Below are 26,249 nucleotides of genomic sequence, written 5' to 3' on the forward strand. Positions count from 1 at the left end.
GCCAATGACAGTGATCCCAATAACAGCCCGCTTGAGGTCATCTCTGCGGTGGCTGCGAATGGGACGGTCGATATCAACGCCAATGGCACGCTGGAATACACGCCGGATGCCGACTTCAACGGTGTGGATACGATCGACTACATCATCAGCGATGATGCGGGCACCGTCGCGGCGGCCAGTGTTGGGGTCACGGTCAATGCCGTGAACGATGCGCCGGTGTTTGTCTCTGACAGCAGCACCGACGCGGTCTTTGGCCAATTCAACAGTGCGCTTCTGATCGCGCAGGCCGTGGATGCAGATGGGGATACCCTCACCTACAGCCTCGCAGGCACCGGGTCCGAGCAGTTCTTCTTGAACCCGAATTCGGGCGCGTTGACCTATCTGGGTGGTGATCCAGCAGAGGGCACGACCTACAACCTGCAGATCACAGCTTCGGACGGGACGGCAAGTACGGTTCAGGATGTGGCGCTGACAATCTGGCCCTCGGGTCTGGAGGGTGGCACCGAACAGGACGAAGTCCAGACTGGCACAAGTGGCGATGATGAATTCCTTTCAGGCGAAGGCGCAGACATCTTTGACGCCGGTGCTGGCAATGACATCATCTACCTGTCGCCGACCACCAATGATGGCCTCTGGGATAACAACTTCTTCCTCACCTACAGCCAATTTGATCTGAGCGACGGAACCCCAGTCACGGCGCCTTTGGGCGGCAGGATCCGGGTTGAAGACGCCTTTATCGGTGGCGAAGGAGAAGACACGCTGCAGGGCAGTGATGAGGGCGAAGCGATCATCATCTATGATCCGGTCTTCTCTGCACAGAACGCGACCTTGAACGCGTTCAACGCCCGGATCATCGGCATCGAAGTCTTCGATCTTGGCGGTGGTGATGACCTTCTTGATCTGACCTCTGACCTTGGTCAGCAGAGCTATGTGGCCAATACCCTGATTGATGGCGGCGATGGCAACGACTATCTCTTGGCCGGGGCTGGCAATGACACCATCCTGGGTGGCGCGGGCGATGACCGTCTGGTCGGCTGGCGCGGGGATGACGTGATGACCGGGGGCGCGGATGCAGACCGCTTCTTGTTCTCGGATCTGACCGGCGGTGGCGTTGACCGGATCACCGACTTTGAGGTTGGGGTCGATAGTCTCTGGGTGCTCTCCTACGGGGTCTCTGGCTACGCCAATGCTGTGACGGCGGGTGTGATCACGGTCTCAACGGACGGTACGGACACCACCGTGCAGCTGCAGGGGGATCAGACCAACACGATCATCCTCGAAGGTGTCACGAACCTCACGGCAAGTGACTTCCTCGTCTACGATCAGGTATCGACAACCACGCCGGTTGCTCCGGCTGACAACCCGACACCGATCGTAGGGGACCAAACGGATGAGGTGCTGACAGGTACGAACCTGAACGACACCATCGAGACCTCTCAGGGAGCGGACATCCTTGAAGGTTTGGACGGCAATGACACGTTCATCCTGTCGGGAACCGAGCTTGATGGCATCTGGAGCAACAACCTGTTCCTGTCCTACAGCCAGTTCAGCCTGACCGATGGCACCCCGGTGACCGCGCCGCTGGCTGGTCGTGTCCAGTTCGACGACTCCTTCTTGGGCGGCGATGGTTACGACAGGATCCTCGGCAGCAACCAGGACGAAGCCCTGATCCTCTTTGATCCGGACTTCTCCAGCACCAATGCCCTGCTCGACAACTTCGACGCCCGGATTGTCGGGATCGAGGAAATCAACATGGGTGATGGTAATGACCTGGTTGACCTGACATCGGAGCCCGAACAGCAAGGCTATGGCGTTGACGTGCTACTGATCGGTGGCAATGGTGATGACTACCTGCTGGCTGGCGCAGGCAACGACACTGTGCAGGGCGACGCCGGACAGGACCGTCTGGTTGGCTGGAAAGGCAGCGATGTCCTGACCGGTGGTGCCGATGCAGACCGCTTCCTCTTCTCGGCGCAGACCGGTGGCGGTATCGACCGGATCACTGACTTCGAAGACGGGTTGGATACCATCTGGTTGATTGGTTACGAAGTCTGGACCTTTGCCGATGCCACCGCAGCAGGCGGCCCGCTGAGCATCTCGTCCGACGGCACCAACACCACGTTGATTTTGGAAGGTGACGGCTATTCGACGGAAGTGATCCTAGAAGGCTTTACCGGCCCGCTGACCGCAGACGACTTCGTCTTCGGGGCCTAATAAAGAACAGAGGGTTGCCCCGGTGTAATAACCGGGGCAACCACCGCATAAGTGACACGGCAACAAGCCAGCAACAGTTTACCTACTTGCGACCTGTTACCTTGTGAGAGTAATGTGAACTTGATAGATATATGGGCAGAGACAGTATTTTTGCCACTGCATAAAACGGCACTTTGTACCTTTTGAACTGTACGGAAATGTGTGAAACATACCGTTAATTTTTATTTCGGCCAGAGGTGTAGACCACTGCCACTAGGAGAGTAAGTCTCATGACGAAAGACACCGATCACCAGACCCTACCTCAGGACGTTTCGCCCGAAGATAGCCTTGAGGATAGCTCACGCCGCGCCCTACTCGGCAAGATCGCACGCGCCGGTGCCGCAGCTGTGCCGGTCTCGTTGATCTTGCTTGATGAGGCCAAGGCAAATGTCGTTGAAGGCAGCCCAGGTGGCGGCGGCGGCGGCTTCGGCACCTAACCCCCTTATCCAATAATGTACGAGATTGGTGGCCTTTGGGTGTGGGCCAACCCAACCCAGAGCCAGATTTTTCTTGGCAATCGGGCCGCAGCAGACGCGGCCCGGTCTGATACGCCTGTTGCGAAGGCGCCCCCCCTACAATGCCCGCCTCCCACACCGCTGAGACGCTATGGCATCTATGCTCTGCCCGGCGAACCCGCCTTTGCGCTCGACATCCATGCCAGCGTGATCCCCGACATAATGACACGGATGCTGCGCGGGTTGGAAACGACCCAGCCGCCAGAGGGGGTGGTGCAGATTTCCAAAATCTCCGAGGGCACTGCCGAACAAGAGGCCCTGTGGGGCTTGTGGTACAACGGTATTCTCGAGAAACAGGGCCATATCTTTGGCACCAAGTCAGACGGCCCGATCCTTGGCGTCATGCAAGAGTTGATCCACAAACTCCTGCGCAACCAGTCTATTCTTTGCATCCTGCATGGCTCTGGCGTGCTTTGGCGTGGCAAGCGGCTGCTGTTTGCGGGAACCTCCGGCTCTGGCAAAAGCACTCTGGCCGCACAGCTGGTGGCCGATGGGGGCCACTATCTCGGAGACGACCTGTTGCCCATCCTAGAGGACGGTCGCATCTGGCCCGTCCCCCTTTCACCAACCATCAAGCAGGGTGCCTGGCCGCTCACAGAGCCGCTCTTTGGGCCGTTGCAGGACGCACCGGTCTTTCACAAGGGTGACCTGCCCTACAAGATCCTAGAGGGCACCCCCTATGCCACGGGTCCGGGTCCGGTGGATCTTATCGTTTTCCCCCGTTTCTCGCCCGATTTGCCCCCCAAAGCGGTACAGCTCAGCCAGATCGAAACCCTCTTGAACATCGCCCAAGCGGGGATTTGGATGCAGCCAGAGCACATTGGCGGCTTCGTTACACTCCTTGATCAAACCCCCGCCTTTGCAATGCGCAGCACCCCTGACTTGGCCGCCACACAGAAGCTGTTGCAAGAGGCACTCGAGATATGAGCGCGTAAGTTGGGTTGTCGCCCACCAGCCCCGAAAACCAGCCCCGAAAACCAGCATCCCGATGGCTCACATCCCAATCATGCACTAGCAATCAAACTGGACCAATTGGGGTCTGTTCCGGCTGGGGGCAGAATGACACCTTAAGGCCGCTTAGCTAGAGCTGCGCTGTTTCCTTGATCAATCTGTAAGCGGTTGATCTCGCGATACCAAGTTGTTTGGCGGCTTGCCCGGCGGTCATTCCGGCTTGGACGAGGTTTTGCAACGCCAAGACGGTTTCGGCTTCGAGGGGCGGTCGCCCCGGTTTTCGACCCTGCGCTTTGGCGGCTTCGATGCCGTCTTTGGTGCGCTCCGAGATGAGGCGGCGTTCGACGTGGGCAATGGCTCCAAAGACGTGAAAGATCAGTTCACCGGCAGCGGATGTCGTGTCGAGCCGGTCCAGGCGGGTGACTTGGCCACTGAGGTCTTGATCCGCGGTTGAGACGCGCGCGTCTCCAAGAATATCGCCTTGGCGGGTCAATTTTGATCACAGGCTTTGATGGCTTGTTCACCACTGCCCGCCGAGAAGTAAGTTCCGTCAGGCAACAGCGCGATATTGTTTGTGACGGTACAGCCCTTTGGATTTTGCGCCGATAGTAAAAGCCCAAATTCATAGTTGGGGGTATAGGGCTCAATCGGCGGTCAATTTCGTGCGTGCCTTGCGCGATCAGTTGGGTCTGGCGCAGCAGAAAATGCCGGAGCAAGTGTCCTTGCTCGCTTTCGGTCCATATCCGGTCCGGGTCTTGTAGGTGGATGTCACACAGGTTGCGCGTGGGGCCATCTCGGGATGTCCAGGCAGTGAAGACAATGTAGAGTTCAGAATCTTCAAGGACCCAGCCTGTTTTGGGTTGTGTCGGTTCCCCAGGATCGGCTGTGCTCTTCATGGACCAGCGTTGGTTGTAGCTCAGCCTCGTCCAGTGGGAGCGATTGTTCAATCGCAGCCCGGCTTGGCCTGACCGGCGAGGATATCTTGCCCCATGCCGCGTGGCATCAGACCCGTCAGCAACATTTGCACGCCATCCGCCAGATTTACGGCTGCAGGATGTTCTCGGGCTATGCCGCACGGTATCTCAAGGCTTGGCTTGAGACAGCGGCCGAAACGGCCCGGTTCAACGACGACCTAGCGCGCAGGTTTGTCGAAGAATGCCGCCGAACGCAGAATAGAAAATCGGATTGCCGACAGACTTAACGACGAAACGAAGGAACAGCTGGACGCACTGCTGACCAAGATCGTCGATGGCAAGATCGCTTCTTCTGGTTGCGCCAGTTCGAGGTGGGCAACAACTCGGCAGGGGCGTCCCGGTTCCTGGGGGATGTTCCACCCTACCGGGTCACGCGCCTGCGCCGCCAAGGTGAAAGGTACTTTGCAGATGACCTGCGCGACATTTCAAGCGACCCGCCTTTGGCGATCCTCGCGGTATGCGCAATCGAATGGGCCGCAGCTGATGCTGATGCTCTGATCGAGACCCCCGCAGATTGCTTCGCAATCGCCTGCCGGGCCATGCATGACCGGATCGTCGGCAAAAACTTGGCGGGAGGCCAAGAAACTGTGCGAGGCGCGGATTGCAGATGCCAGATCATCCCTGCAGGAAACGTTGCGATCATTCAAAGACCTTGGCGCGGCGCTGCTGGAAGCCAAGGGAGATGGCGCATCTCGCGATGAGGCAACCGAGACCGCCTGCGGTTGGGCACATCTCGAAAGCATGGTGGCGACTGCTGCCGAGTTAGCTGACATGATGGCCGCGGATGCCCTGACGCATGTCATTCATGGATATCACCGGTTCCGGCGGTACGCGCCCGCATGCTGCCTGCGCTAGATATCCAGAATGCTCCAGTGGCCGCGCCTTTGATAAAAGCTGCCAAGATCATCGCCGAAGATCAGGTCGACGCGCCTCGCCAGACTGCTTTCCTGCGTCGAAATTCGAAATGGCATCGCTACCTCAATGCCCAGGAACCCGATGACAACCGGCTTTGGGAGGTCGCTGTGCTGTTCCACATCCGCGACGCGTTCCGATCTGGTGACATCTGGCTTTCGCATTCCGGCGTTAAGCCGACTTGAAACAGGCGCTTGTGCCAATGGAGGCTGCCCAAACAACACCTCGCCTGAGCAATGCCATTCGAGGAGGTTAGCTCAAGCCGCGAGAACGGGTGCATCCCAGATGCTGCTATTGAAAATGGCATCCTTAAAGTCGATCGACTGACCGGGGCCGTGCCTGACGGGGCTGGTGCCATGGTACTCGATCTCTATGGCCGCCTGCCTACGGTTCGGATCACCGATCTGCTGCAGGAAGTGGATACGATATCGGATTTACCGAAGCCTTCACCCATTTGCGCACCGGCGTTCCCTATAGGGATCGCATCGGGCTGCTGAACGTGCTGTTAGCCGAGAGGCTGAATCTTGGCCTCAGCAAGATGGCCGAGGCGACAAGCTCGCACGACTATTTCCAGCTCTCCCGCCTGTCGCGGTGGCATATCGAAAGCGAGGCCATCAACCGAGCGCTCGTCATGGTGATCGCTGCGCAGTCAGAATGACCGATGGCGCGGTACTGGAGCAGCGGTATCAGCGCATCCAGTGACGGGCAATTCTTCCCGACAACACGTCACGGCGAGGCCATGAATCTCATCAATGCCAAATACGGCTCCGAGCCGGGGCTGAAAGCCTATACCCACATGTCCGATCAGTTTGGCCCGTTCGCGACCCAGAACATTCCAGCGACCGTGAATGAAGCCCCATACATCTTGGATGGTTCGCTGATGAACGAGGTCGGTCGGAAAATCAAAGAACAGTACGCCGACACTGGTGGCTTTATAGACCACGTCTTCGCCGTCACCGCGCTGCTGTCATATCGCTTTATTCCGCGCATCCGTAGCCTGCCGTCGGAGCGGCTTTATCTCTTCGATCCCGCAACCGCACCGAAGGAATTGCGCGACCTATCCGCGTCAGCATGAGCTCGCCCTGGCGTTGCGGGAAATTGGGCGAGTAGAGCGCACCTTGTTCTTCATAGATTGGCAGCTGGACGCTGACATGCCGCGCCAATATTGGCCTGAACAAAGGCGAAGCCCATCACGCGCTGAAGAATGCTCTGCGGATCGGGCGTCAGGGTGCAATCCGCAATAGAACCGCCGAAGGTCAGCGCTACCGCATGGGCGATCTAAACCTGATGGCCGCTATCATCATCTAGTGGAACACCAAGCACATCGGCCACGCCGTCGCCGCCCGAAAAGGCGCAGGTCTTGATAGGGCGCCAGAACGTCTCTCACACATCTCACCGCTTGGTTGGGCACATATCCTGCTCACAGGCGAATACAGGTGGAAAAACCGATGACATCCGACCTTACGGTGTCATTCTGCTCCCAGCCGGAACAGCGCCCCGTTTTTCAACATGGCTTAACAAAGCGTATTCGGGTTTCGCGATCGGGACTCGATTTTCACACAGTACAAAGCTGGAGGAGCTCACATGAGGTTACTATTTTTTTGCGCAGCAATTCTTGGAGTGTCCGCTTGTGGATCAAGCTCTCAAAATGCTCCGATCTACCTGGCGTTAAAGGCAAACCCCTCCGACGTCGTTTCCATCAGCCGATCTGGCCAAACTGAGGACAAAGATGACACTTACCAACACTACTTTACTGAACGCCTATGAAAAACTCGATGGACCGGGCAGTTGGGTAATGGCAGTCTCTGACAGCTAGCATATCCCTTTCTCAGCAAAGAATTGACGCCGCCTCGACACCACCATGAACTACCGCTCCTCAGGGCATCGCCAACTTTCGCGCGTTTCTTGAGGCTCTCACGCCATAAGCCATAGATCAGCGCCTTTGCGCCGCAGAAGCGGTTTGCTTTGCCCTCCATTTGCCATGCCCCACCACAGACAAAGACCACTTTAACTATTTAATGGGCCTAAAATGATTGAACAGTTCACCGAAATATTGACATTTCTTCTGGAGAATCAGGGCATTGCGGCGATTTCTCTAGCCATTGCACTGGCCATGTATTGGGTAAAGAAACGGCTTTTCCAGAGCGTTCTCACCAGACAAGCCGAGGCGAACAGATCGGGCTGGTCCATCCCGGCCCAGGCCTCCACACGTCGCCATGAAACCGGCATTGGCACCCAAGCCATATTGGTCATGCGCCCGCCCCGCCGTCAGCTCAAAGTTGCCTGCTGGACAGGGCTGTTTTTTGGCGGAGGCGCGGCGTTCCTGTGGTTCGGGGTGTTGCCAGACCCTAGCGAACAGACGACCAAGAACTGGCTCTCTTTTGCGATCATGTGCAGCCTTTCGATCATGGCCCTATTTTTGTTTGTGGACACATTCAAGCGCATCCATGTCTCGGCGGATGACATTGTTTTAAGACGGTTTTTACGTCGCCCAAAACGGTTTGCGATCACGGATATTTCAAGCGTTGAGCCGGCGGCTAAAAACCCGGCCATCGGGGTCAAACTTCACTTTTTGGATGGGCGGCACATCAAAATCTTGGCGAGCTATGAGGGATATGCGCAGGTTTTGAGCACGATAAAACACGCCCACCCCGATTTGCAAAAATTCTTAATGATGGGCCGTTTGATGGATTCAGCAAACCTGCGCCGAAAAAACCAGCGTAAGGCCTCATAATAGGTCGCCCATCTCAGATGACTGCTCGGGGGCCATTGCGAACACTCTGCATTCCCCCTGAGCGTGTTAACGTCAGGACCTACGATGGTGTCCCACGCCGCGCCACCCATTTGCGGCAAAATCCCAAAAAGGCCATTTCGGGGTTGCGCGGGACCTCCGTGGCCCAGCCCCGCCATTCCGCTTCGATCATACGCACATCCCAGCCCGGCGCCGCGGCCCGTGCCATGTCATAGACATCGGGATCCAACGGCGGAATGTCCACAGCCTCGCCTTGCTCTGTTCCAACAGTGCCGCGCGAAATTGCCACCAAATGATCACGGGTCTCATCGATACGAATTTTGTAGTCTGGCATGTGGCTGTATTCTTCGTCTTCTTTGGCGATCGAAGTCACAAGCCGTCGAAATTCACGCAGGGTCGAGCCAGAGCCGCATTTCTTTTGCAGAACCGCCATCGAGCAGCGCCATTCTCGCTGACGGCCGCAATGCTTACGCGCCAACTCATAAATCCGGCGTTCGAGCGGTTTGCGCAGGCGGAAATATTCGCGGCTGAGGGTCAGGACTTCTTGGGCGCGGATCGCATTGAAAACCCAGTCAGACAGTTTGACCTCAACCTCTTGCATGCGCCCATCGCGGGTTTCGCGCACAATGCGGGCGCGTTCGATCAGGCCAAAGGTTTCAAAGATTTCCTGTCCACCGGTGCTGATATTGGTCGAAATCCGCGTGCCCGCCAGCCGCTCCATCGCCGCCTTGAGCAGCGTGTAGCCCCGCCCGGTGGTCATGCGGTTGGTGGCCTTGAGCAGGTCCGCCGCCTGAAAGCGGATCACCTGCTGTGGCTCCTTGCCGTTGTTCATGCCTTTGATCAGGCTTGAGATACAATAGATCAGCACATCGCGGTCATGCACGGTGGCCAACCCATCCACCGAAGGTTTGATTTCTACGGTCATACCATTGTGTTCATAGCGCCGCGGTCGGGTGTCGGGTTTCGTCGAAAGCGAGAAGATCGGGTGTTCCATTGAGCCCATATCGCCTTTGGGGGCGGCATCAAGGATGTCACAGACGAAGAAATCCCCCTGCGGATGACGGTCCGGCAAAAGCGGATAATGAGTGGCCATGGTTTGGTTCCTTCTGACGCGCTTTACGAACGACACTTCACACACATCCGAAACCTACAACGACACTTCACACACACCAAGTAAAAAACGACACTTCACACACACAGCGCTAAAGAAACGACACTTCACACACGGCTGAACCGACAAACGACACTTCACACATGGGGCATCTCAAAAGAGACTCTGTTTTCAAGGGGATAGGAGACGTGATGCACGGCTGATTCGGGAATCACCACTTTACACACGGGGAATCACCACTTTGCACACGCAGAATCACCACTTTACACACACCCCAGGTGGGCAAGTATTTGTTAATAAAGTAGGAATTCGATTTTTTTCGGGCGTAACACTATATCTAACACATATATAACACCCAAGTTGCGCAGATCAGGTCTCTTCAGACCCTGAAAGAGCAGCCCTTGGGTACGGTCGCCAAATATGTCTCTGAGATTTAGGAAAAATCCTAAGCCAACCTGAACACGCAAAACATGCGAATTGGCTTGGAAATGATGGATACAGAAATATCTGTCATCGGTGGAACATAGAGGACTGAATTCGATTTTTTAACATAATCATCATTATGACGCATATTCCACTGTAACCACAAAGCTAAAATGTCACCCGTTCACAGCAGGTCAAAATAAGTCTGTCCGATCACATTCCAAGTATAGCGAGCATCGGCAATCGTCTTCATGGTGGCGCCAATCTCAGCCCGGACCTCGGTTGGGGTTTCCGCGACAAGCGCCCGTAGTGACTTTGCATCCTGAAAGTACATCGCCTGATCCTCGGTTGAGGCGCGATTGAAGGCGCAATCATAGGCAAAGACCGGAAGCCCAAAAACCATCATCTCTACCAAAGACGGGTTGGTCCCCCCCGCCGAATGGCCGTGTACACAAACAGTGGCCCCTTGGCGCAGGGTACGTAGCTTTCCGATGTCGTAAATTGGGTCGACGAGATATAATCCCGGTGTCTCGGCGTAGCGGGCCTTAAGGGCAGCGCCGTAAGGCGAGCGATCCCAGTTGCCGATAAAAACCAGCGGCAGATCGGTATTGCCGGCAAACGCCTCCAAAACCATGTCGATATTGTTCTCTGGTTCAATCCGACAAATCTTGAGCGCGTAGCGTGGTGGCAGGTCGATCTCTGGTGTTGGGACAGGTGTCGCGGCCAAGGCGTGATCACCGCCATAGGCGATCACAGCGCTTTCCACCCCATAGCTTTTGTTGACATAGTCAGCGATGGCCGCATTGTCGGCAATGATCTGGTGGGAAAACCGGACGGCCAAGGCTTCGGACCATTTGAGAAAGGCCCGTTGCAGGCGGCTCCATTTATCACGCTTCCATTCGATCCCGTCGATATTGGTGACAATCTTCGCGCGGCTGAACATCCGCAGAAGCGGTAAGAAAAGCGCCCCCGAGACCCCGAGGATCAGCATCTTGTCTGTGCCGCGCCACCAAGCAGAGAGCATCGACCAGATGTCATAGGGAATCGACTGTGCCCCATTGGCCTGCAGCGGAATATAAACCAGTTTCGCCCCGTGAAATTCCTGTGCTTGATCGGCATAGGCCTTGCCACTGCAATAGACCGTAAGGGTGTCAGAGCGCTCTGAGCTTTCGTGCCAAAGCGCCAGATTTTCGGCAAGGGTTTCGAACCCGCCATAATTGGCCGGGACCCCCACCGTGCCGATGATGGCAATACGGGAGGGCCGGGTCTGCGTAAGCATTTCTTGTGTCATCAGGCAGTCATACCTCAAGCGGCCTGCGGTTCAGCCAAACCGGCGGCGCAGCGTTTGCGGCAGGTTCTTGAACCGGCGAAGATTCAAAAAGAGTGCCAAGATGGATTTTATCACGAAGCCAGCCATCAAGCCGATCCGATGCAGAGCAGAGCTCTGGCGGCCCGAAGAGGCGTAGCCCCAATGCTGCATTTCCTCGCAAGCGAGTTGTTCGCACAGCGCGATTTCTGCATTGGACAACCCGCTGCGCTGCCAACTGTCCAACTTGGAGGCATCCACTCCGCGCTTGTCGGGCTGATCATCATCCAGAGATGAGCCGATCTGCGAGACCTCGAGCATGTCCGGTTCAAACTGCAGGTCCAGATGGTTGCAAAGTTGTCGGGTCTGGGCCTCGGGGTTGCGCAGCAGGTCCTCAAAGCGCAGGCACAGCACCCGTGGATGGTCCTGCAAGCTTTGGGCCTTGCGGCTGGCAGAGGCCCAAAGCAGCGTTGTCATATAGGGGTGATAATTCACCCAAGCACGGGCGGCCCAAAAGAAGGGCATGTTTTCCTTGCCGATCTTGCGGCGCCGCCATTTGTTCTTTTGCGATAGCAGCACCGAGCGTGGGTCGCGCACCATGCAAATAAATCGGGCCTGCGGATAGCGGTCCAAAAGTTCATCGACCAGATAGAGATAACGCGGGGTCTGTTCACAGGGGATCTGCTTGTCATGGCGCGCAGTCTCGAAGGCTAGGAACGCATCATAAACCGCCACAGGATCGTCGCTGGCGGCGGTGTCTAGGATAGTCTCAGCCTCCGCGCCGTAGCGCCCCGGTTCGACGGAGCGAAAGATGTTGCTACGCGCCGAGGTCAACAGCCGTTCCAGCATGGTTTTCAGCCGTGCGCGCGCCCAGCTTGGTGGCGTCGAGATTTCTTCGGCTGAAACCATTTGTTCAAAGAAGTGCAGTTCTTCGAAGGTGTATACCTGACTATGGCTGCCGATCATTCGGCCCAGCATGGTGGTGCCGCTGCGACTATTTCCGACGATAAAGATCAAACTGCGTTATCCTGTACCCAGGCCCAGCTTTGGGCCAGTCCGTCTTCAAAAGGGGTTTGCGGGTGCCAACCGGTGGCCGCCTGTACGGCCGAAATATCCAGCACCACACGCGGCACGTCGAACTTACGACCCGGTTTACGTATCGGATCTAATGGCGTGCCAGAGACGCGGCCAATCCCGTTGATGATATCCAGCACCGACTGGCCTTCTCCGGCCCCGGCATTGAAGGTGCCGGTGACGTTCTGATCGGCACAGAGAACACATAGATCGGCCAAATCACGTACATGGATGAAGTCACGCACAACCGACCCGTCACCCCAAAGTTCCATCCCCTCGCCCTTGGCATGGCGCCACAAATACGTGCCGATGATGCCCTGAACACCGCCATGTCCCTGACGTGGGCCATAGGGGTTCGAGGGCCGCAGGATCGTTGCCTCTAGCCCATGCAGGTTCGCTTCCATGCGGATGTAGTTTTCAATTGCGACCTTGACGATGCCATAGGAGGAAATCGGTTGAAGCGGATGCGCTTCGGGGACCGGAACCATGGTTGGGATGCCATAGACGGTGCCGCCAGATGACAGATACAGCAACCGCGGGATTTGCTGGCTGCGCATCAGTTCCATCAGCCGGAGCGTGGCGATAAGATTGCCCTGAATATCGGCAATCGGATCCAGATTGGCGGTGGTGGGTACCGTGGCCGAGACCAGATGGAACACCATGTCCATGCCGATAAGGGCCTCGGCAAGGGCGGCGGTATCGCTGAGGTCCCCTTGCATAAATTCAACACCCGGCGGGGTTGGGCGAAACCGTTCAGGCATGCGATCATAGACCCGGACCCGATGCCCGGCCGCAAGGGCGGCATCCACCACATGGCTGCCGATAAATCCACTACCGCCAAGGATCAGGAGCTTCATGCCAGTACCTCGTTATAGATCATGGAGAGCCGTTCATAGATCGCCGTGTCTGAAAACTCTGCCGAGACATAGGCGAAGGCGGCGGCGCCCATTGCCGCGATCTGGTCGTCAGGCAGAGCCATGACATCACGCATCTGCGCGGCCAAGGCCGTGGCATCCGTGGCCTCGTAGGTCCAGCCAAAGGGCCCCTGCCCTGTGTCCGGATGCACCAGTTCCGGCATGCCACCGCGCTGCGAGGTGATAACAGGGAGAGACGCCGCAAAGGATTGCAGGATCACATAGGGGAAATTTTCATGCCAGATTGATGGCACCACCACGGCCCGTGCTCCATGCAACCAGCGGTGTAGGTCCTCGCCCCATGCCGGGCCGACCACGCGCACATTGTCCAGCCCGGCGGCGCGCGCCTCAAGCTTGGCAAGGTCCGGGCCATCACCAACCACAACCACCGGCACATCAGGCGCGTGCTCGGCGGCATCCAACAGCACATCCACGCCCTTTTCGTCGATCAGGCGCCCGAAGTAGAGAAGGTAGTCTCCTACATTTGCGGCCACATGGTTTTTTTCTGCATCAAACGGGTTGCGCAGATAGTCGATGCGAATGTCTTCGGGCTTGTCGGCCCAAAAATCGCGGGTTGTTTCGGCCATGAACTGGCTGGCAAACAGGAAGGTGTTCACCTGCCCGCGCCAAAGATTGTAGCGCTCATGGATATAGGCCTCGGCCATGGATGCGGCAGAGATGGCCGCAGAACCGTGGCAGCAGCGATTGACCAGGGCGCGGTGGAACCGCCCGCCTTTGCATTCCATGCAAATTTGACCGTGGTGAAATAGCTTATAATTTGGGCAGATGTGCTTATAATCGTTGCACGACACAACCACCGGCACCCCCGCCTCGGAGGCGGCTTCAAAAATTGCCGGGGTGAGGCGCACATACACCGCAAAGGCATGCAGGATATCGGGCTTGAACCGGGCGATCATCTTGGCCATAGCGGCCTTGGCCTCGCGGTTGTAGATCATCTTGGGCAGCTTGGTCGCACGCTTGAGGAGGCTGCCGCTGCGATAGTCTGCTGCCTGCGGAAACAGGTCGGCATGGGGCACATCCAGCCCCTCTTCGGCAGCAGAAAAATAAGCAACCTCGTGGCCGTTTTCCTCAAGTACGCGCCCGACTTCGTGAAAGAAGACTTCGGCTCCGCCTTGTACGGTATAATTATTATGTGCCAGTAATACGCGCATGAATTTCCTCGGAAGGCCTTTGCTGGAATGGAAGGTCGGGACAGTACTGTCAACAGGAATATCCAAACACCGGCCCCCTCTTGTGCAAAGGTTAGAATGTCATACGCGCTTTCTAGACTTTCAGGGGTAAAGATGCGATACGCAGCACCGATTTTATCCATCGGCAGCAGGTGTATGACGGGACCGGCAAAAGACAACAGCTGCCGGGCTCAGTCCGGTATTGGCCGCCTTGTGCAGCGCCTCGGGCAGAGATTGGGACGCGATCGCAATCTTGTGGATGTGATGCGTGGGGCCGGGTTGGCTTTGGTGTTGCGTATTCTTGGGGCCGGCTGTGCCTTTGTTCTCAATATTGCAATCGGGCGGCTCTTGGGGGCCGAAGGGGCGGGCCTCTATTTCCTGGCCCTGTCGGTGGCGTTGATTTTGGGGGTGATCGGTCGGCTTGGGTTGGATCATGCGTTGCTGCGCTTTGTTTCAACCGAGGCAGCCCGCGAGGATTGGGACCGTGTGGCCGGTGTTTTCCGGCGGGTTGTCATTTTGGTTTGCGGTGTCGGAGCGGCGCTGGCTCTTGGTTTGGTTCTAGCCAGTTCATGGCTGGCGGAATGGCTTTTTGATGAGCCAGGCTTGGCGGCACCGTTGCGTTGGATCGCGCTGAGTGTTGTTGGTTTCCCGATAATGATGATGGTGTCCGAAGGCCTTAAGGGGCTGCGCCGGGTGCGTGATACGGTGCTGGTTTCTGGGGTGATCTATCCGGTGGTGGCCCTGGCGCTGATATGGCCGTTGGCCGGGGGGCTTGGGGCATCGGGGGCGGCGCTGGCTTATGCGGTTGGGACTTTGGCGGCGGCGATTTATGGTTTGATCGCTTGGTACCGCACCATGGCACCGCATCAGGCTGTGCCGCAATTTGAGGGGGGAATCCTTTGGAAAAGCAGCAGTAAGCTATGGGTCATGTCATTGATTGAAAGCGCTTTTTTACCCTGGGCACCTTTGTTCTTTTTGGGGGTCTGGGCTGACACTGCGGACAGTGGGGTTTTTGGCGCGGTGACACGGCTTGTGATGCTTCTGTCGTTCTTGTTGACGGCGGTCAACACGGTGATGGTGCCCAAAATCGCGCAGATGCAGGAAAGCGGTGACTCAGCTGGCCTGGCGCGGTTGGTGCGGCGTATGTCCTTGATTGTGACACTGATCAATGCACCGATTTTCCTGGTCATGATTTTGGGATCAACTTGGTTGATGGGGCTGTTTGGTCCAGAATTTACCCGAGGTGCCATGGCTCTGTCGGTTGTTGCTCTTGGACAGGTGGTCAATACGGTGAGCGGCTCGTCGGGTTATCTTTTGATACTTGCGGGCCATGAGCGCGATATTCGCAGCTCGGCGCTGGTGGGGGCGGGGATCATGGCGGTTTGTGTTCTGCCCTTGATTCCGGCCTATGGACTTCTGGGAGCGGCCATCGCTCAGGCCTGCGCGATCACAGGGATGGGCCTGTGCAAGGCAGCCTATGTCCGTCACAGGTTGGGTATTTGGATGGTGCCAGGATGAAATGGCCTGATACCCACTCTTTATTTTTTTATTGCTTTGCTCAATCCACTTGCACAGTCGCATGAGGTGACAATGCTTTGCCTGCATGGGGAGGGGGCAACGGAAGACGGGCGGTTGGCGGCTGAAATCTCGGTTCTGAGCTTTCCCTATGCGTCGGGCAAACGTTCGGTGCCCCAGCTGGTGGCGGCGATCCGGGCCGGGCGGGGGATTAAGGCAGATGCCATCGTAACCACCGCCTTTATCGGCGATGCGATTGGTCGGGCCGTACAATATGGGGGCAAGGCGCGGCTGCTTTCGCTTCAGACCGTGTCGGCACCAAAGAAATATCCCAGCATCGACCGCCATGTATTGGCCGGCTATGACACATTGGTGGCGGGCTGTCGGGACATCCGCGATTTCCTATTGGAACAGGGACATGACGCCGGTCAGATCGAGATCGTCAACAATTGGGTCGATTTCTCGGCTCGGGTGCCCAGTGAAAACCGGGACGCGACCCGGGCACGCTTTGGGTGGGCTGATGATGATCTGGTGATTGGCTGCATTGGGCGTATGCATGAACAAAAAGGACAAGAATTCCTCATTCGTGGCTTCAAGGCCATTGCCGAGCACCATCCCAAAGCGCGGCTTGTTCTGGTCGGAGACGGGCCGCGCATGACGGCGATGCAGACAGAGGCCGCAGATCATCCACGCATCACCTTTACAGGCACCATCACCGGGACAGATTACACCAATCTTTTAGTGGCGTTTGACATTTAAGCCCAGCCCTCGCGCTATGAAGGCCTTCCCCGCACGCTGTTGGATGCGATGTATATGGGCAAGCCGATCATTGCCACGGCGGTGAATGGAAACCTTGATGCCATGCGAGATGGCGAGAATGGTTTGACCGTTCCCGCCGAAGATGCCGATGCCATCGCTGCAGCGTTGACTCGTCTGATCGTGGAGGCCCCACAGCGAGGTCAGTTTGCCGAGCAGGCGGCGCAAGATGCGCGCCACGGCTTTTCCATGGTGACCCAAACCGGTCGGATCGCAGCCTTGTTGACCGACGGCTAAGTTACTCCACATCCTCATTATTTATGTCGTGTTTGCCCTGCCTGGAAGGGAGCCTTTTGCCCTGACAGGTATGGAACCGTTCGGTGCTCCAAACTCCCGTTAAGCGTTCCATCTGTACGTTCTGGCAGATGATATCAAAGCTGGGTCGCCTTGAGAGGGGGATCCTTGAGGCAGCAAAGGGACGTGAGATGGCAGAGCTTGTTTACCAAGGGAATATGGCGCGGAATGACGGCGAGCAGCCAGAGCCAGGGGCTCGGCGCGCCGTATATGTCGCCGGAACGGATGCGTTGGCAGCGCTCTATAGCGATGCACATCTCACCGATCCAACCGAAAATCCGATGACAGCCGACGCCGCGGGGCGGTTTGATCATTGCCACCTGCGCGCGGGCTCCTATCGGATCAAAATCCAGAATGCATCCGGTCGCCTTTTGCAAAGCGAGGAGACGATTGCGGTCTCCGAAACTGAAACCGGGTTTGTGCGGAGTTTTACCACCGCCTCTGATCTTCTTGATGACACCACGCTGAGCTATGAGGCAAGCCATGGCAAGCTCCGGGTTGCTCCGGGTGATCTGATCTATGTGAGCCATGGTGATCACCAATACGAAGTCCAAGAGAGCGGCAGCGCTCATACTCAGATAGTGACCGCAGGCGGGGTTGAGGTCTGCGTGAGCTGCCTGTCCGATCAGATCGACGTAACGGCCTTTGGCGCTGTTGGTGATGGGGTGACGGACAATACCGTTGCGATTCAGCGGGCGATCAATGCGGCCTCGTGGAACGATGTCTACACGATCTCCCTCCCTAAAGGGCATTTCATTTATGATGCGCTTTATGCTTTTTATGATGAGACTTTGAACCCGGGGTACCGACCTGATACCAACCCGAACCGCCAAGGGCGCATTCGGCTGATCGGCGATGGATCTTTGGCGATTTCACAAATCCGCAACTATGCGCCCGATTATGGCACCATTCTGGAGGCAACGGGCGACGGGTTGATTATTGCCAGTGAGGCTTTGGGACAAGGTGGCGACCCCTACCCCGCGCGCAAGTTCGAGGCCGAAGGGATCAGCTTTGTGGCGAATAAAGCCAACGGCTATGTGATCGAGGCGGCATCCTGCCCGCTAATCTATCTCAACCGCTGTGTCGTTTATCAGCGCCATGTCGACGGTCATGGGATCTTCGCCAAATCCTCGTGGTATGCGGACTTTGAACACACGATGTTCTTTGGGGCGCCCGCGTCCACCGGCACGGGAATTGCTGCGGGAACAGATATCTTTGGTGGGCTTTATACGTTCCGAAACTGCGTCATTGACAGTTGGCGCGACGGGTTTGATTGGCAAAATGGGGTGTTCTCGAACGTGTCCTTTCAAAACAGCTCTGTTCAGAACTGTTTGCGCAATGGCATTCGCGGCAGCAACGGAGCACTGCGCCATCTGGAGCTGTCGAATGTTTACTTTGAAGGCAGCTCACGTGAGTGCGATATTCGCGGTATTGGCTCTACCATCAAGAGCCTGAAGATCGACCAGATGTTTGTTCTGGGCGGTGGCGGTGATGGCGGCAGTTACATCACCGATAAGGTGATCGACCTGGATGAGGTCTCTAGTCTCGACATTACCGGTGTTTTTGCGTTCCGCCTGTTTGCGCCTTTCTGCCATGTGGGGGCCGTGGACAATTACGGAGTGCATAGCGGCAGTGTAAACCATGTCTCCATCTCCAATGATCTGCCTCATACCGGCGATCCGATTTTCTTGTTCTCGGGGGTTCTTCCAGAGTTTGGCGGGTCGATATCCTGGCCGGACTTCCATCTGGGATATTATGACCCGACCCCGATGATCCGGTTGTTTGATCCAGAGGTTGCAACGCCAACCCGGTTGACGGACCGACGCACAGGTGCCCATATGCTAGGCTCTTTGGCGCTTGGTGGCGCGGCGGAGTTTACCGGGCAGACTTCGGCCCTTCCTATTGCGCCAAACGACCCGCGCACGTTGGTTCGGGTTGATGTGGCGACGGGGCTTGGCGTGGCTGTGCGCTTACCGGATCAGGGCTATGTCGTAGACGGGCGGATGTTCTTGGTGGAAAACTTGGACACAAGCATTGGGGATCTGGTGGTGCGCAATAACAGCGACAATTCACTGGTGCAGGTGTTGAAGGCCGGACAATCTAGCTTCGTTTTGTTTGATGCGGCGCTTGGGAGATACAGACCGTTCCAAGTTGGTCAAACCACCCCCCAACCAGATATTATTGCCCTGAACGACAATACCGGTGGCACGGCAGGTGCGGCGCTGAATGCGATTTCCGGATCGGGGGCGGATGTTGGGATCAACTCTAACTTTGCCTCTCTCAATGCCAAGCTTGATGCGGTTCTGGATGGGATGCGCTCTGCTGGGGTGCTGAGCTGATCAGGACAGAGTGTCAGCCCCCTTGCGACTGAGGGGGCTGAGATGGGATTATTCCAACAGCCATGAGTATTGTCCCTGTGTCACCCCAAGTGCATGCAGCGCGCTGGCCGCTGCCATTCGGGAGAGGTTGTACAGCCATTTTCCGGCCTCAAGAGCGCTGTCTGGCAGTTCCCAACGTGGTGATGTGCTGGCGCGCAGATGGACTTCGGAAAACCCTGCCCAGCGAAAGCTAACCCATGCTCTCAGCAGGTGACTTTGGTCGCTGACCAGCACCAAAGGTGCCCCATCGCGGGGCAGCATTTCGCGGACAAAGAGCGCGTTTTGCAAGGTCGATTTGGCCTTTGGCTCTTGGAGGATGTACTCTGTTGGGACGCCTTGCTTTTGGGCCATTTCGGCCATGAGCGGAGCGATGTTCTCTCCGGTAACAATCAGGCTTTGCGCTGCTGACTTGTTAAACAGCTCAGCTCCAATTTGGATGCGGGGTTTGAGCTGATACATATAGGTGTGGCTCAGCACGACGATATGCGCCGCCTTGGGGGGGGGCTTGCTGGGGGCAAAGAACCGCGTGAATCCGACTTGCAGGGCAAAGAACGCCACATACCCCCCCACAAGCGCCATAAGAAGGGCGCGGAGGGTGCGGATCACGATTTGCGCCGCTGGGTGTTGTAATAGCGCGATCCGTATTTGCCATAGCCGCTATAGCCATAGCGACGCATCTTACGCGGAATGACATTGGACAGGACCAGTCCGTTTGGCTGAATCCCCAGATCGCGGAACTGCTTTAGCCCTTCCTTGACCTGTGTGACTTGGGTCGAGTCCCATCTGACAACAAAGATCAGCCCATCAGTCTGCTGGGCAATGATGCGGGCATCGGGCACCACGAGAACCGGCGGCGTGTCTAGGATCACGTGATCGTAGTGTTGCGCCAAAAGCGGGATCAAGTTGCGGAAACGTTCGGATGAGAACAAGTCCGCTGGGTTTTCCTCGAACTCATCGCCGGTCAAAAGATCAATTCCCAGTGCTTGATCATGAAACACGGCATCCTGCAGGGAAACAGACCCCTCCATCACGCCGGCCATGGAATGCGGGTGTTCTCCCATCTCAAAGTATTCGGGCATAGTGCGGCGGCGTATGTCCGCCTCGACGAGCAGCACACGCCGACCCAGATTGGCCAGATTGCTGGCCAAGAGCAGCGACAGGGTTGTCTTGCCCTCTCCGGGCACCGAGGACGTGATGGTAATTGTCTTCTGGGCGTCCTTCGGCATCGACATCAAGAGCGAGGTGCGCAGGTTGCGCAGGGTTTCAGCGGCAGCAGAGGTCGGGTTGTCCAAGTAATAGCGCGGCACTCCGGTGCGCTTGCGAACAGGGGCCGCCAAGACTTCGCCCAGCACCGTCAGGCCGCTTATGCTTTCAAGCTGTTCGCTTGAGCGTAGGGCACCGGTATTCATCACCAGTCGCAACAGCAAAAAGAGTGTGGCAGCCAACCCTCCCAGAACTGCAAACCCAGCGGTCAAACGCAGACGGCGGGGCGATTCCGGGCGCACCGGAGACAGCGCCTTGGTCATGATCCGCTTGTCATTGCGCACAAGGCCGATCTGGACTGTGGCCTCTTGCAGGCCGGTCAGAAAGGTCCCGTACAAATCCCGGGTGACGGTGACTTCTTGTTCCAGCTGTACGAGTTTTTGTAGGTCGCGGTTCTGTTCTTCAAGCGAAATCCTGAGCCGTTCCGCAGCATCCGTGATCAAGCCTAGATCCTGTTGGCTCCGTGTGATGGCCTGGCGTTGGGTCTGCAAGACGGTCTCGGCCCGTTCCAGAAAGGCCGCGTCTCGTGCCGTAACAGTGGGGCCAACCGTGCTGCTTAGTCGTCGCAAAAGCGGATCGTTGAACGCGGTTAGGATGGCGGTCTTGTCGCGACTTTCCACCGCCTGAACCATGTCCGTCAGCGTGAGTTGCGCGGTGTCTAATTCGGCTTGGCGGCGGGTTTCACGCAGGCGCATATCCGTCAACTGAACGGCCAAACCCTCAAGGCTTTCTTGTGTGGCTACGCCCGAGGATAGCTTTTGCGCGGCCAATTCATCTTCGAGCTGTTTGAGCTGGGTTTCGATTTTGAGCAATTCGGCGCTAAGCCAGTTGATCGCGGCCTGAGTGGATTCGAAGATTTTTTGCCGTTCGGCTTCTAGAAAAACATCTGCCAATGTGTTGGCCAGATCAGCGGCTTTGCTCCCGCCCGAGGCGCGGGCCGTGATCGTTAACAGATGCGTTTCGCGGATATGCGAGACAGTATAGGCCTCGCCGAGCGCGGCGGTGGTATTGCGAAATATGCGGTTGATTTGTTCTTCTGGAGACAGCGGTTCAGCCTGTTGAAAAACACCTGCCTGCACTAAAGCACCTTTAACAATGCCGCGCAATGAACGCACTGCGGGGCGGATGGCGGCGTTGAACTCGGGATCTTCCAGCAAATTCAGTTGAGTGACCACTTCCTCGGCGAGGCTGCGAGACTGGAGAAATTCCAGTGTCGTGTTGACGGTGGAGAGATCCGATATCGTGCCCGATACGATGCTGTTAAGATCCAGGAGGTTGTTTTCTTTGGGGGAAAACTCGACCACCGTAGTGGCGGCATAGATAGGTTCAGCAACGCGGTAGGCATAATATCCGCCCCCCAATAAGCCGATGATGCCACAGATGAGGATCAGGAGTTTTCCGCCCCAGATCGTGCGCGCAATGAGCGCAAAGTCGATTTCGTCAAGCGGTGTCCGCGCGGTTTCATCGAGGCTTTTTTTATCTATGCTGCTCATGCTTTCTTGTCGGCCTTGCCACGGGCTGTCGTCAAGTGGAAATCGGCCTTTGATGGGGCGGTTTTACCATGCTTGCACCACCAATTCGCATCGGGGTGACCCACTGTTTGTTGCGGGGCTCGCGACGATCGGTCTTGCTTTGGTTGAGGATCGATATTGCGCAACGGACCGGTTCCTGTCTATGTCGATCCAAGGCACCTGCCTAGCTAGGGCCTGTGCTGCCTAAACGCTGCGTGATGAGCAACGGGCAGAGCAGTGGGGCAGACCTCCCTTTGGGTGCAGAGTGATAGGGAATAAATATGCCGGTCTTGCTGTTCTTTTGCGGGCTCGTGACAGTGCAAGAGACGCTTTATGCGTTGCTGGGTCTGTCCGGTGGGGCATTGTTCGTGATGCGCGCTTTGGCGGATCTTGGCGCAATTTCCCTATTGGTCTTTTATGTGTTCCGGTTCTCGATTCATGGACGGCCGATGCCGTTGACCGGGTTGCGGTTCGAATGGTTCTTTTTGCCCTTCCTGCTGTATTCCGTGATGATCAGCCTGGCGGTGAGCGGTTCAAATTTGGCGCTGAACTTGTCCGAGATTTTGGTGCTGAACAGATTTGTCTTTCTGGCCATCGCACTGCCTTTCATCGTCACTTCGCCCGAGCGGATCGACAAGGTGCTGCGGCTGATCTGGATTCTGATCTTGTTCCAGGTGGGGCTGGGGGTGATACAATTTGTTGGCGGGTCAGGTGTGGTCGCGCTCTTTGCGCCCAGTGATTACAGTAATATTTTGGCGGATGTAGAACGCTCCTTTACCTCCAACCGCGAGCTGACGCGCTCCTTCCTGATCGGGTCGATGGGGGATTTCCTATCCTATAGCTACATCATCCTATTCGGCATATTGATGATCCTCAGCCGGGATGACCGCCGCCCCCGCAGCTTTGTGCTGTTGCTGTTGTTTTGTTTCCTGCTGTTCCAGAGTGGCTCGCGCACAGTGTTTTTGGTGGGGATGTTGTTGACGGTGCACTACCTGTTTAGCTCAAGGCGGCTGGTCACACGGGTGCTGTTGACGCTGATTGCGCTGCCGGCGATCCCTGTGGGATTTGTGCTGCTCTCGGCAACGGTGAGCGCCGTGTCCTCAAGCAGCAGCTTTGAATATGGCAATTTCATCAGCCTGCTGGATGCGCGCATCATCGACAATCTCATGAACCAGAGGCTGGGAATCTTGCTGGCCTATCTTCCTGCATTGCTTGGCGATCCGGTGGTGGTGACAGGGCTGTCGCCTGACCGGTTCTTTGTGGCGGAATATGCGACGCGTTCTTATCCGCATCTGCCTTATGTTCTCATGTATTACATAGATAGTCTGCTCGAGGATTTCTATCTGGCGGCGATCCTATCCTATTATGGTTTGATCGGGGCGGTGCTCTTTTATGGGATGTATCTGCGGCTGTACCTCAGGGCGCGCAACGCGCGGCAGAGCGCCGATCCGAGGCTGGCCCGGCTGGCGCGCCTGATGGCCTATGCGCTGCTTGCGATCACGCTGCTGTCTTTTGCCAATCAAAGTTATGAAAACCGTGGGCTGGCGTTTTTCACATGGATGAGCGTCGGGCTCTTTGCCTCGGCATTGCAGATCGAACGCCGGCGCCGGGTGACTGAGGGCATGTCTGCTCCGGCGACACGCGCGCAGCCCACAATGGCTGAGCCCGGGACCGCGTGACCGAAATGTGGACATTATCTGTGGAACAATGCGCGGGCGTTTGATGTGAGCATGTCATTTTTCGATAAGCAAACCACATCAGAGCGCCCTGCCCTGTTGCGTTTGCTTTGCGCGTTGCTGGGTCCGGGGGACGATCCGACTTCCGGGTGTTTGGATGGCGTGGATATAAGAGCCTTGATGGCCTTGGCCGATGGGTTTCGGGTGTTGCCCGGTCTCTATCTGGCGCTGCGGCGGCGCGGCTTGCTGGGCGAAGTGGAGACCGATTTGGCAGAGGCGCTGGAAGCGGTCTGGCTGCTGAATCGCGCCCGCAATGCCGATCTTGCGGCGCAGGCCCGCGCCTTGACCGAGGCTTTGGCCGAGATTGACGTACAGGCCGTTTACCTAAAAGGCATGGCGCAGATTTTGGGGGGCAGTCATCTGTCCGGCGCGCGCATGACGTCGGATATCGACGTCTTGGTCCCCGAGAACCGGCTCTCTGAGGCGTTGTTGCACCTGCAGGCGCGCGGCTTTTCTTCTGGGTATGATGGCCCGACCCCGATTACCTGGATGCGCAGCTACGCCCATCATGCGGTGCCGATCCGCCGCCCACAGGATCCGGCTTGGGTTGAGCTGCACAAGGGGTTCTTTTCCGATCCTAATTATCTGCTGCCGGCCTCCGAAGTTCTGGCCAAGGCCCGCCCGGTGACACAGAACGGTTGGCAGGCGTATATCCCCTGCCCCGAGCACCAAGTGACGATGGCCATCGCCCATGCCACCCTGCGCGGGTTGTCCATGCTGGGCGGGTCGGCCAGCCTGCGTGATGGGCTTGATGTTATGGCGCTTGCGCAGCAGTCGGCGATCGATTTCACGGCGATCGAGACATGTTTCCGCAAGGCCGGGGCCTATGGGTCCTATGCCTGGTATAGCGCGGTTTTGGCCGATCTTTTTGGGGCGGGGGCCGTTGTGGGACAGCGGCAAGAGTGGCCGTATCTGTCCCGCCTGCGGGCGCGGGCCGCGCGTTCTACATGGACCCGTCCGGTCCTGCAGCGCATGCTCGTTCCCGGAAGCGCCTTGGCCTATGCTTTGCAAATGCTCACGGATCGCCGGTTTCGCCACCATTTTGTTTTGCTGGCGTGTGACAAAACCTATCGCATGCATTGGCGTGGCGGAGAGCATTAAACCTATCGGCAGCCAGACCTGCCCCTAGCCGAATGCAGGCTCAGCATTGGTTTGTTGAGGGGTTGAGCGCCGCCAAGGCGCAGGGCAATAACCGCCTGCGCCCCAGACGGCTGGCTCAGACGGCTGGCCCAAGGGGCCAAGCCGGATTGTCCTTGGGAAACTCCGGTGGGCTATTTGGCCTCGTAGCGGTCCATCAGAATTTCCAGCATGTCGTAATAGGCCCGCCGGTCTTCCTTGCACAGGGTGCGGAAGCGGTCGAGCACATGGCGTGGCCCTTTCAGGTTCAGTTGCCCATCTGTGGCCGCCTCCCGCGAGGGAAAGGCCGAAGCCGCGTCAACAGCCCGCCGGGTCTCTGCCGCGCGAGGCTTGGTGCGCGCGCCCTGCCCCGGTGCGGTTTTTTTGCGTGGGGCGAAATCATCCATGTCATCCAAACGCGGCATGGCAAGCGCTTCGCGATCCATCATCACGCTGCCCTTTCTGCATTGACGCGAATGCTGCGCAGCCGTGCAATGGTCTCGGCGCGGAAGGCTTCGATATTCTCTAGCGCGCGATCCAGCCCATTGACCTTGGAGGGGGGCATATCCGCCACCGTGCCCCCAATCGAGAACATGGCTGCAAATGCATCGCGCTCATGGATTTCGGTGTCGAATGTATCGATATGTTCGTTGCCGCGGAATTGTGTCCCGATATGGCGGGCCGTGCGCGACTTCACCGCCGCGCGGCTTTGGGTGAACAGCACCGCATAAGGAATCTTGCGCCGGGTCGCTTTCATGTCGCGGTGAATCTCTTGGATGACATCCAGCGCCGCCAGTGCGTCCTGCTGCTGCTCCTTCATCGGGATGATCACCAGATCGGCTTGGCTGATTGCATAGCTCATCAGACGCGAGGCTGTGCCCTCCAGATCAATGATCACAAAGGGGTCACGTTCTGCGGCCTCTTCGATTTCATCCAGGATCGTCCTTTCGCTGCTATTGGTGGTGACGCTGAGCGCCTCCGGCAGGCCGGGTTTTTCTGCCCAGGTGGTGATGGGATGCCGGGGATCGGCATCGATGATAGTGGTGGGTTTGTGGGTGGCCAGCGCCTGCGCCAAAAGAAGTGCACTGGTGGTTTTGCCACTACCCCCCTTGGAGTTGGCAAATGCGATTACGGGCATTGGGTATCCTGTCTGATTTCTGCTCTGTCTTGGCCTCTTGCGGACCTATTCGGCTAGTCTAGCATAGAGTAACCTACTCTACCAAATGCTATTCTAAGGTAGGCTTG

At 57.2% G+C, this 26,249-nt stretch carries 18 protein-coding genes and 2 pseudogenes; 10 read left to right on the forward strand and 10 right to left on the reverse strand.

Annotated elements, in window-relative coordinates:
* From AC5EFR_RS21085 to AC5EFR_RS21095, 3 genes are all read left to right on the forward strand, one after another.
* Window positions 1–2,214: Ig-like domain-containing protein (locus tag AC5EFR_RS21085; protein WP_493577700.1), on the forward strand; the 2,214-nt coding region annotated here is incomplete at its 5' end.
* A gap of 269 nt (window positions 2,215–2,483) precedes the next feature.
* A complete protein-coding gene (locus AC5EFR_RS21090) occupies window positions 2,484–2,690 on the forward strand; it encodes a hypothetical protein (RefSeq protein WP_493577701.1) in 207 nt (68 codons plus the stop codon).
* A gap of 15 nt (window positions 2,691–2,705) precedes the next feature.
* The gene (locus AC5EFR_RS21095; RefSeq protein WP_493577702.1) at window positions 2,706–3,695 is read left to right on the forward strand and encodes a hypothetical protein; all 990 of its coding nucleotides are present in this window, start codon (window positions 2,706–2,708) and stop codon (window positions 3,693–3,695) included.
* A gap of 154 nt (window positions 3,696–3,849) precedes the next feature.
* Here AC5EFR_RS21095 and AC5EFR_RS21100 read toward each other — a convergent pair whose 3' ends face one another.
* Window positions 3,850–4,212, reverse strand: coding sequence for a recombinase family protein (locus AC5EFR_RS21100; RefSeq protein WP_493577703.1), 363 nt, complete (start codon window positions 4,210–4,212; stop codon window positions 3,850–3,852).
* 453 nt (window positions 4,213–4,665) lie between these two features.
* Between AC5EFR_RS21100 and AC5EFR_RS21105 the strand changes: the two are divergent.
* Together AC5EFR_RS21105 and AC5EFR_RS21110 are read left to right on the forward strand one after the other, a co-directional pair.
* A pseudogene (locus AC5EFR_RS21105) lies at window positions 4,666–7,057 on the forward strand (Tn3 family transposase); the annotation flags it as partial.
* Between the two features lie 601 nt (window positions 7,058–7,658).
* Window positions 7,659–8,339 (forward strand): hypothetical protein, encoded by a 681-nt coding sequence (locus AC5EFR_RS21110; protein WP_493577704.1) that lies wholly within the window; start codon window positions 7,659–7,661, stop codon window positions 8,337–8,339.
* A gap of 79 nt (window positions 8,340–8,418) precedes the next feature.
* On the opposite strand, the gene AC5EFR_RS21115 is transcribed toward AC5EFR_RS21110, so the two are convergent.
* The 5 genes from AC5EFR_RS21115 to AC5EFR_RS21135 all read right to left on the reverse strand — a co-directional run bounded on the left by AC5EFR_RS21115 (window position 8,419) and on the right by AC5EFR_RS21135 (window position 14,357).
* Complete coding sequence (locus AC5EFR_RS21115; protein WP_493577705.1) at window positions 8,419–9,450, reverse strand: replication initiator protein A; 1,032 nt, start codon at window positions 9,448–9,450, stop codon at window positions 8,419–8,421.
* Between the two features lie 625 nt (window positions 9,451–10,075).
* Entirely contained in the window at window positions 10,076–11,182 is a 1,107-nt protein-coding gene (locus AC5EFR_RS21120; protein WP_493577706.1) for a DUF1972 domain-containing protein, read from the reverse strand.
* A 30-nt stretch (window positions 11,183–11,212) separates the two neighbouring features.
* Window positions 11,213–12,214 (reverse strand): sulfotransferase family protein, encoded by a 1,002-nt coding sequence (locus AC5EFR_RS21125; protein ID WP_493577707.1) that lies wholly within the window; start codon window positions 12,212–12,214, stop codon window positions 11,213–11,215.
* Window positions 12,211–13,128 (reverse strand): NAD-dependent epimerase/dehydratase family protein, encoded by a 918-nt coding sequence (locus AC5EFR_RS21130; RefSeq protein WP_493577708.1) that lies wholly within the window; start codon window positions 13,126–13,128, stop codon window positions 12,211–12,213. The genes AC5EFR_RS21125 and AC5EFR_RS21130 overlap by 4 nt, the downstream gene beginning before the upstream one ends.
* Window positions 13,125–14,357 carry a glycosyltransferase gene (locus tag AC5EFR_RS21135; protein WP_493577709.1) on the reverse strand — a complete coding sequence of 411 codons (1,233 nt, stop codon included), beginning with the start codon at window positions 14,355–14,357 and terminating at the stop codon, window positions 13,125–13,127. Before AC5EFR_RS21135 ends, AC5EFR_RS21130 begins: the two co-directional genes overlap by 4 nt.
* Window positions 14,358–14,531: 174 nt before the next feature.
* On the opposite strand from AC5EFR_RS21135, the gene AC5EFR_RS21140 reads away from it, so the two are divergent.
* The 3 genes and pseudogenes from AC5EFR_RS21140 (at window position 14,532) to AC5EFR_RS21150 (ending at window position 19,339) form a co-directional block, all read left to right on the forward strand.
* Window positions 14,532–15,893, forward strand: coding sequence for an oligosaccharide flippase family protein (locus AC5EFR_RS21140; protein WP_493577710.1), 1,362 nt, complete (start codon window positions 14,532–14,534; stop codon window positions 15,891–15,893).
* A 72-nt stretch (window positions 15,894–15,965) separates the two neighbouring features.
* Window positions 15,966–16,943, forward strand: a pseudogene (locus AC5EFR_RS21145) (glycosyltransferase).
* 188 nt (window positions 16,944–17,131) lie between these two features.
* Window positions 17,132–19,339: a glycosyl hydrolase family 28-related protein gene (locus AC5EFR_RS21150; RefSeq protein WP_493577711.1), complete on the forward strand. Its 2,208-nt coding sequence runs from the start codon at window positions 17,132–17,134 to the stop codon at window positions 19,337–19,339.
* Window positions 19,340–19,387: 48 nt separating this feature from the next.
* Here AC5EFR_RS21150 and AC5EFR_RS21155 read toward each other — a convergent pair whose 3' ends face one another.
* Together AC5EFR_RS21155 and AC5EFR_RS21160 are read right to left on the reverse strand one after the other, a co-directional pair.
* Entirely contained in the window at window positions 19,388–19,984 is a 597-nt protein-coding gene (locus AC5EFR_RS21155) for a YdcF family protein (RefSeq protein ID WP_493577712.1), read from the reverse strand.
* Window positions 19,981–22,134, reverse strand: coding sequence for a polysaccharide biosynthesis tyrosine autokinase (locus AC5EFR_RS21160; protein WP_493577713.1), 2,154 nt, complete (start codon window positions 22,132–22,134; stop codon window positions 19,981–19,983). The genes AC5EFR_RS21155 and AC5EFR_RS21160 overlap by 4 nt, the downstream gene beginning before the upstream one ends.
* Window positions 22,135–22,433: 299 nt before the next feature.
* On the opposite strand from AC5EFR_RS21160, the gene AC5EFR_RS21165 reads away from it, so the two are divergent.
* Both AC5EFR_RS21165 and AC5EFR_RS21170 read left to right on the forward strand, forming a co-directional pair.
* Window positions 22,434–23,831: a hypothetical protein gene (locus AC5EFR_RS21165; RefSeq protein ID WP_493577714.1), complete on the forward strand. Its 1,398-nt coding sequence runs from the start codon at window positions 22,434–22,436 to the stop codon at window positions 23,829–23,831.
* A gap of 51 nt (window positions 23,832–23,882) precedes the next feature.
* Entirely contained in the window at window positions 23,883–24,989 is a 1,107-nt protein-coding gene (locus AC5EFR_RS21170; protein ID WP_493577715.1) for a nucleotidyltransferase family protein, read from the forward strand.
* A 170-nt stretch (window positions 24,990–25,159) separates the two neighbouring features.
* Here the strand turns inward: AC5EFR_RS21170 and AC5EFR_RS21175 are convergent, their stop codons facing one another.
* Together AC5EFR_RS21175 and AC5EFR_RS21180 are read right to left on the reverse strand one after the other, a co-directional pair.
* Window positions 25,160–25,453, reverse strand: a complete 294-nt coding sequence (locus AC5EFR_RS21175; protein ID WP_493577716.1) for a hypothetical protein — start codon at window positions 25,451–25,453, stop codon at window positions 25,160–25,162.
* Window positions 25,453–26,142: an AAA family ATPase gene (locus tag AC5EFR_RS21180; protein ID WP_493577717.1), complete on the reverse strand. Its 690-nt coding sequence runs from the start codon at window positions 26,140–26,142 to the stop codon at window positions 25,453–25,455. The genes AC5EFR_RS21175 and AC5EFR_RS21180 overlap by 1 nt, the downstream gene beginning before the upstream one ends.
* Window positions 26,143–26,249: the final 107 nt, after the last annotated feature.

The sequence above is a fragment of the Pelagimonas sp. genome (assembly GCF_058892305.1).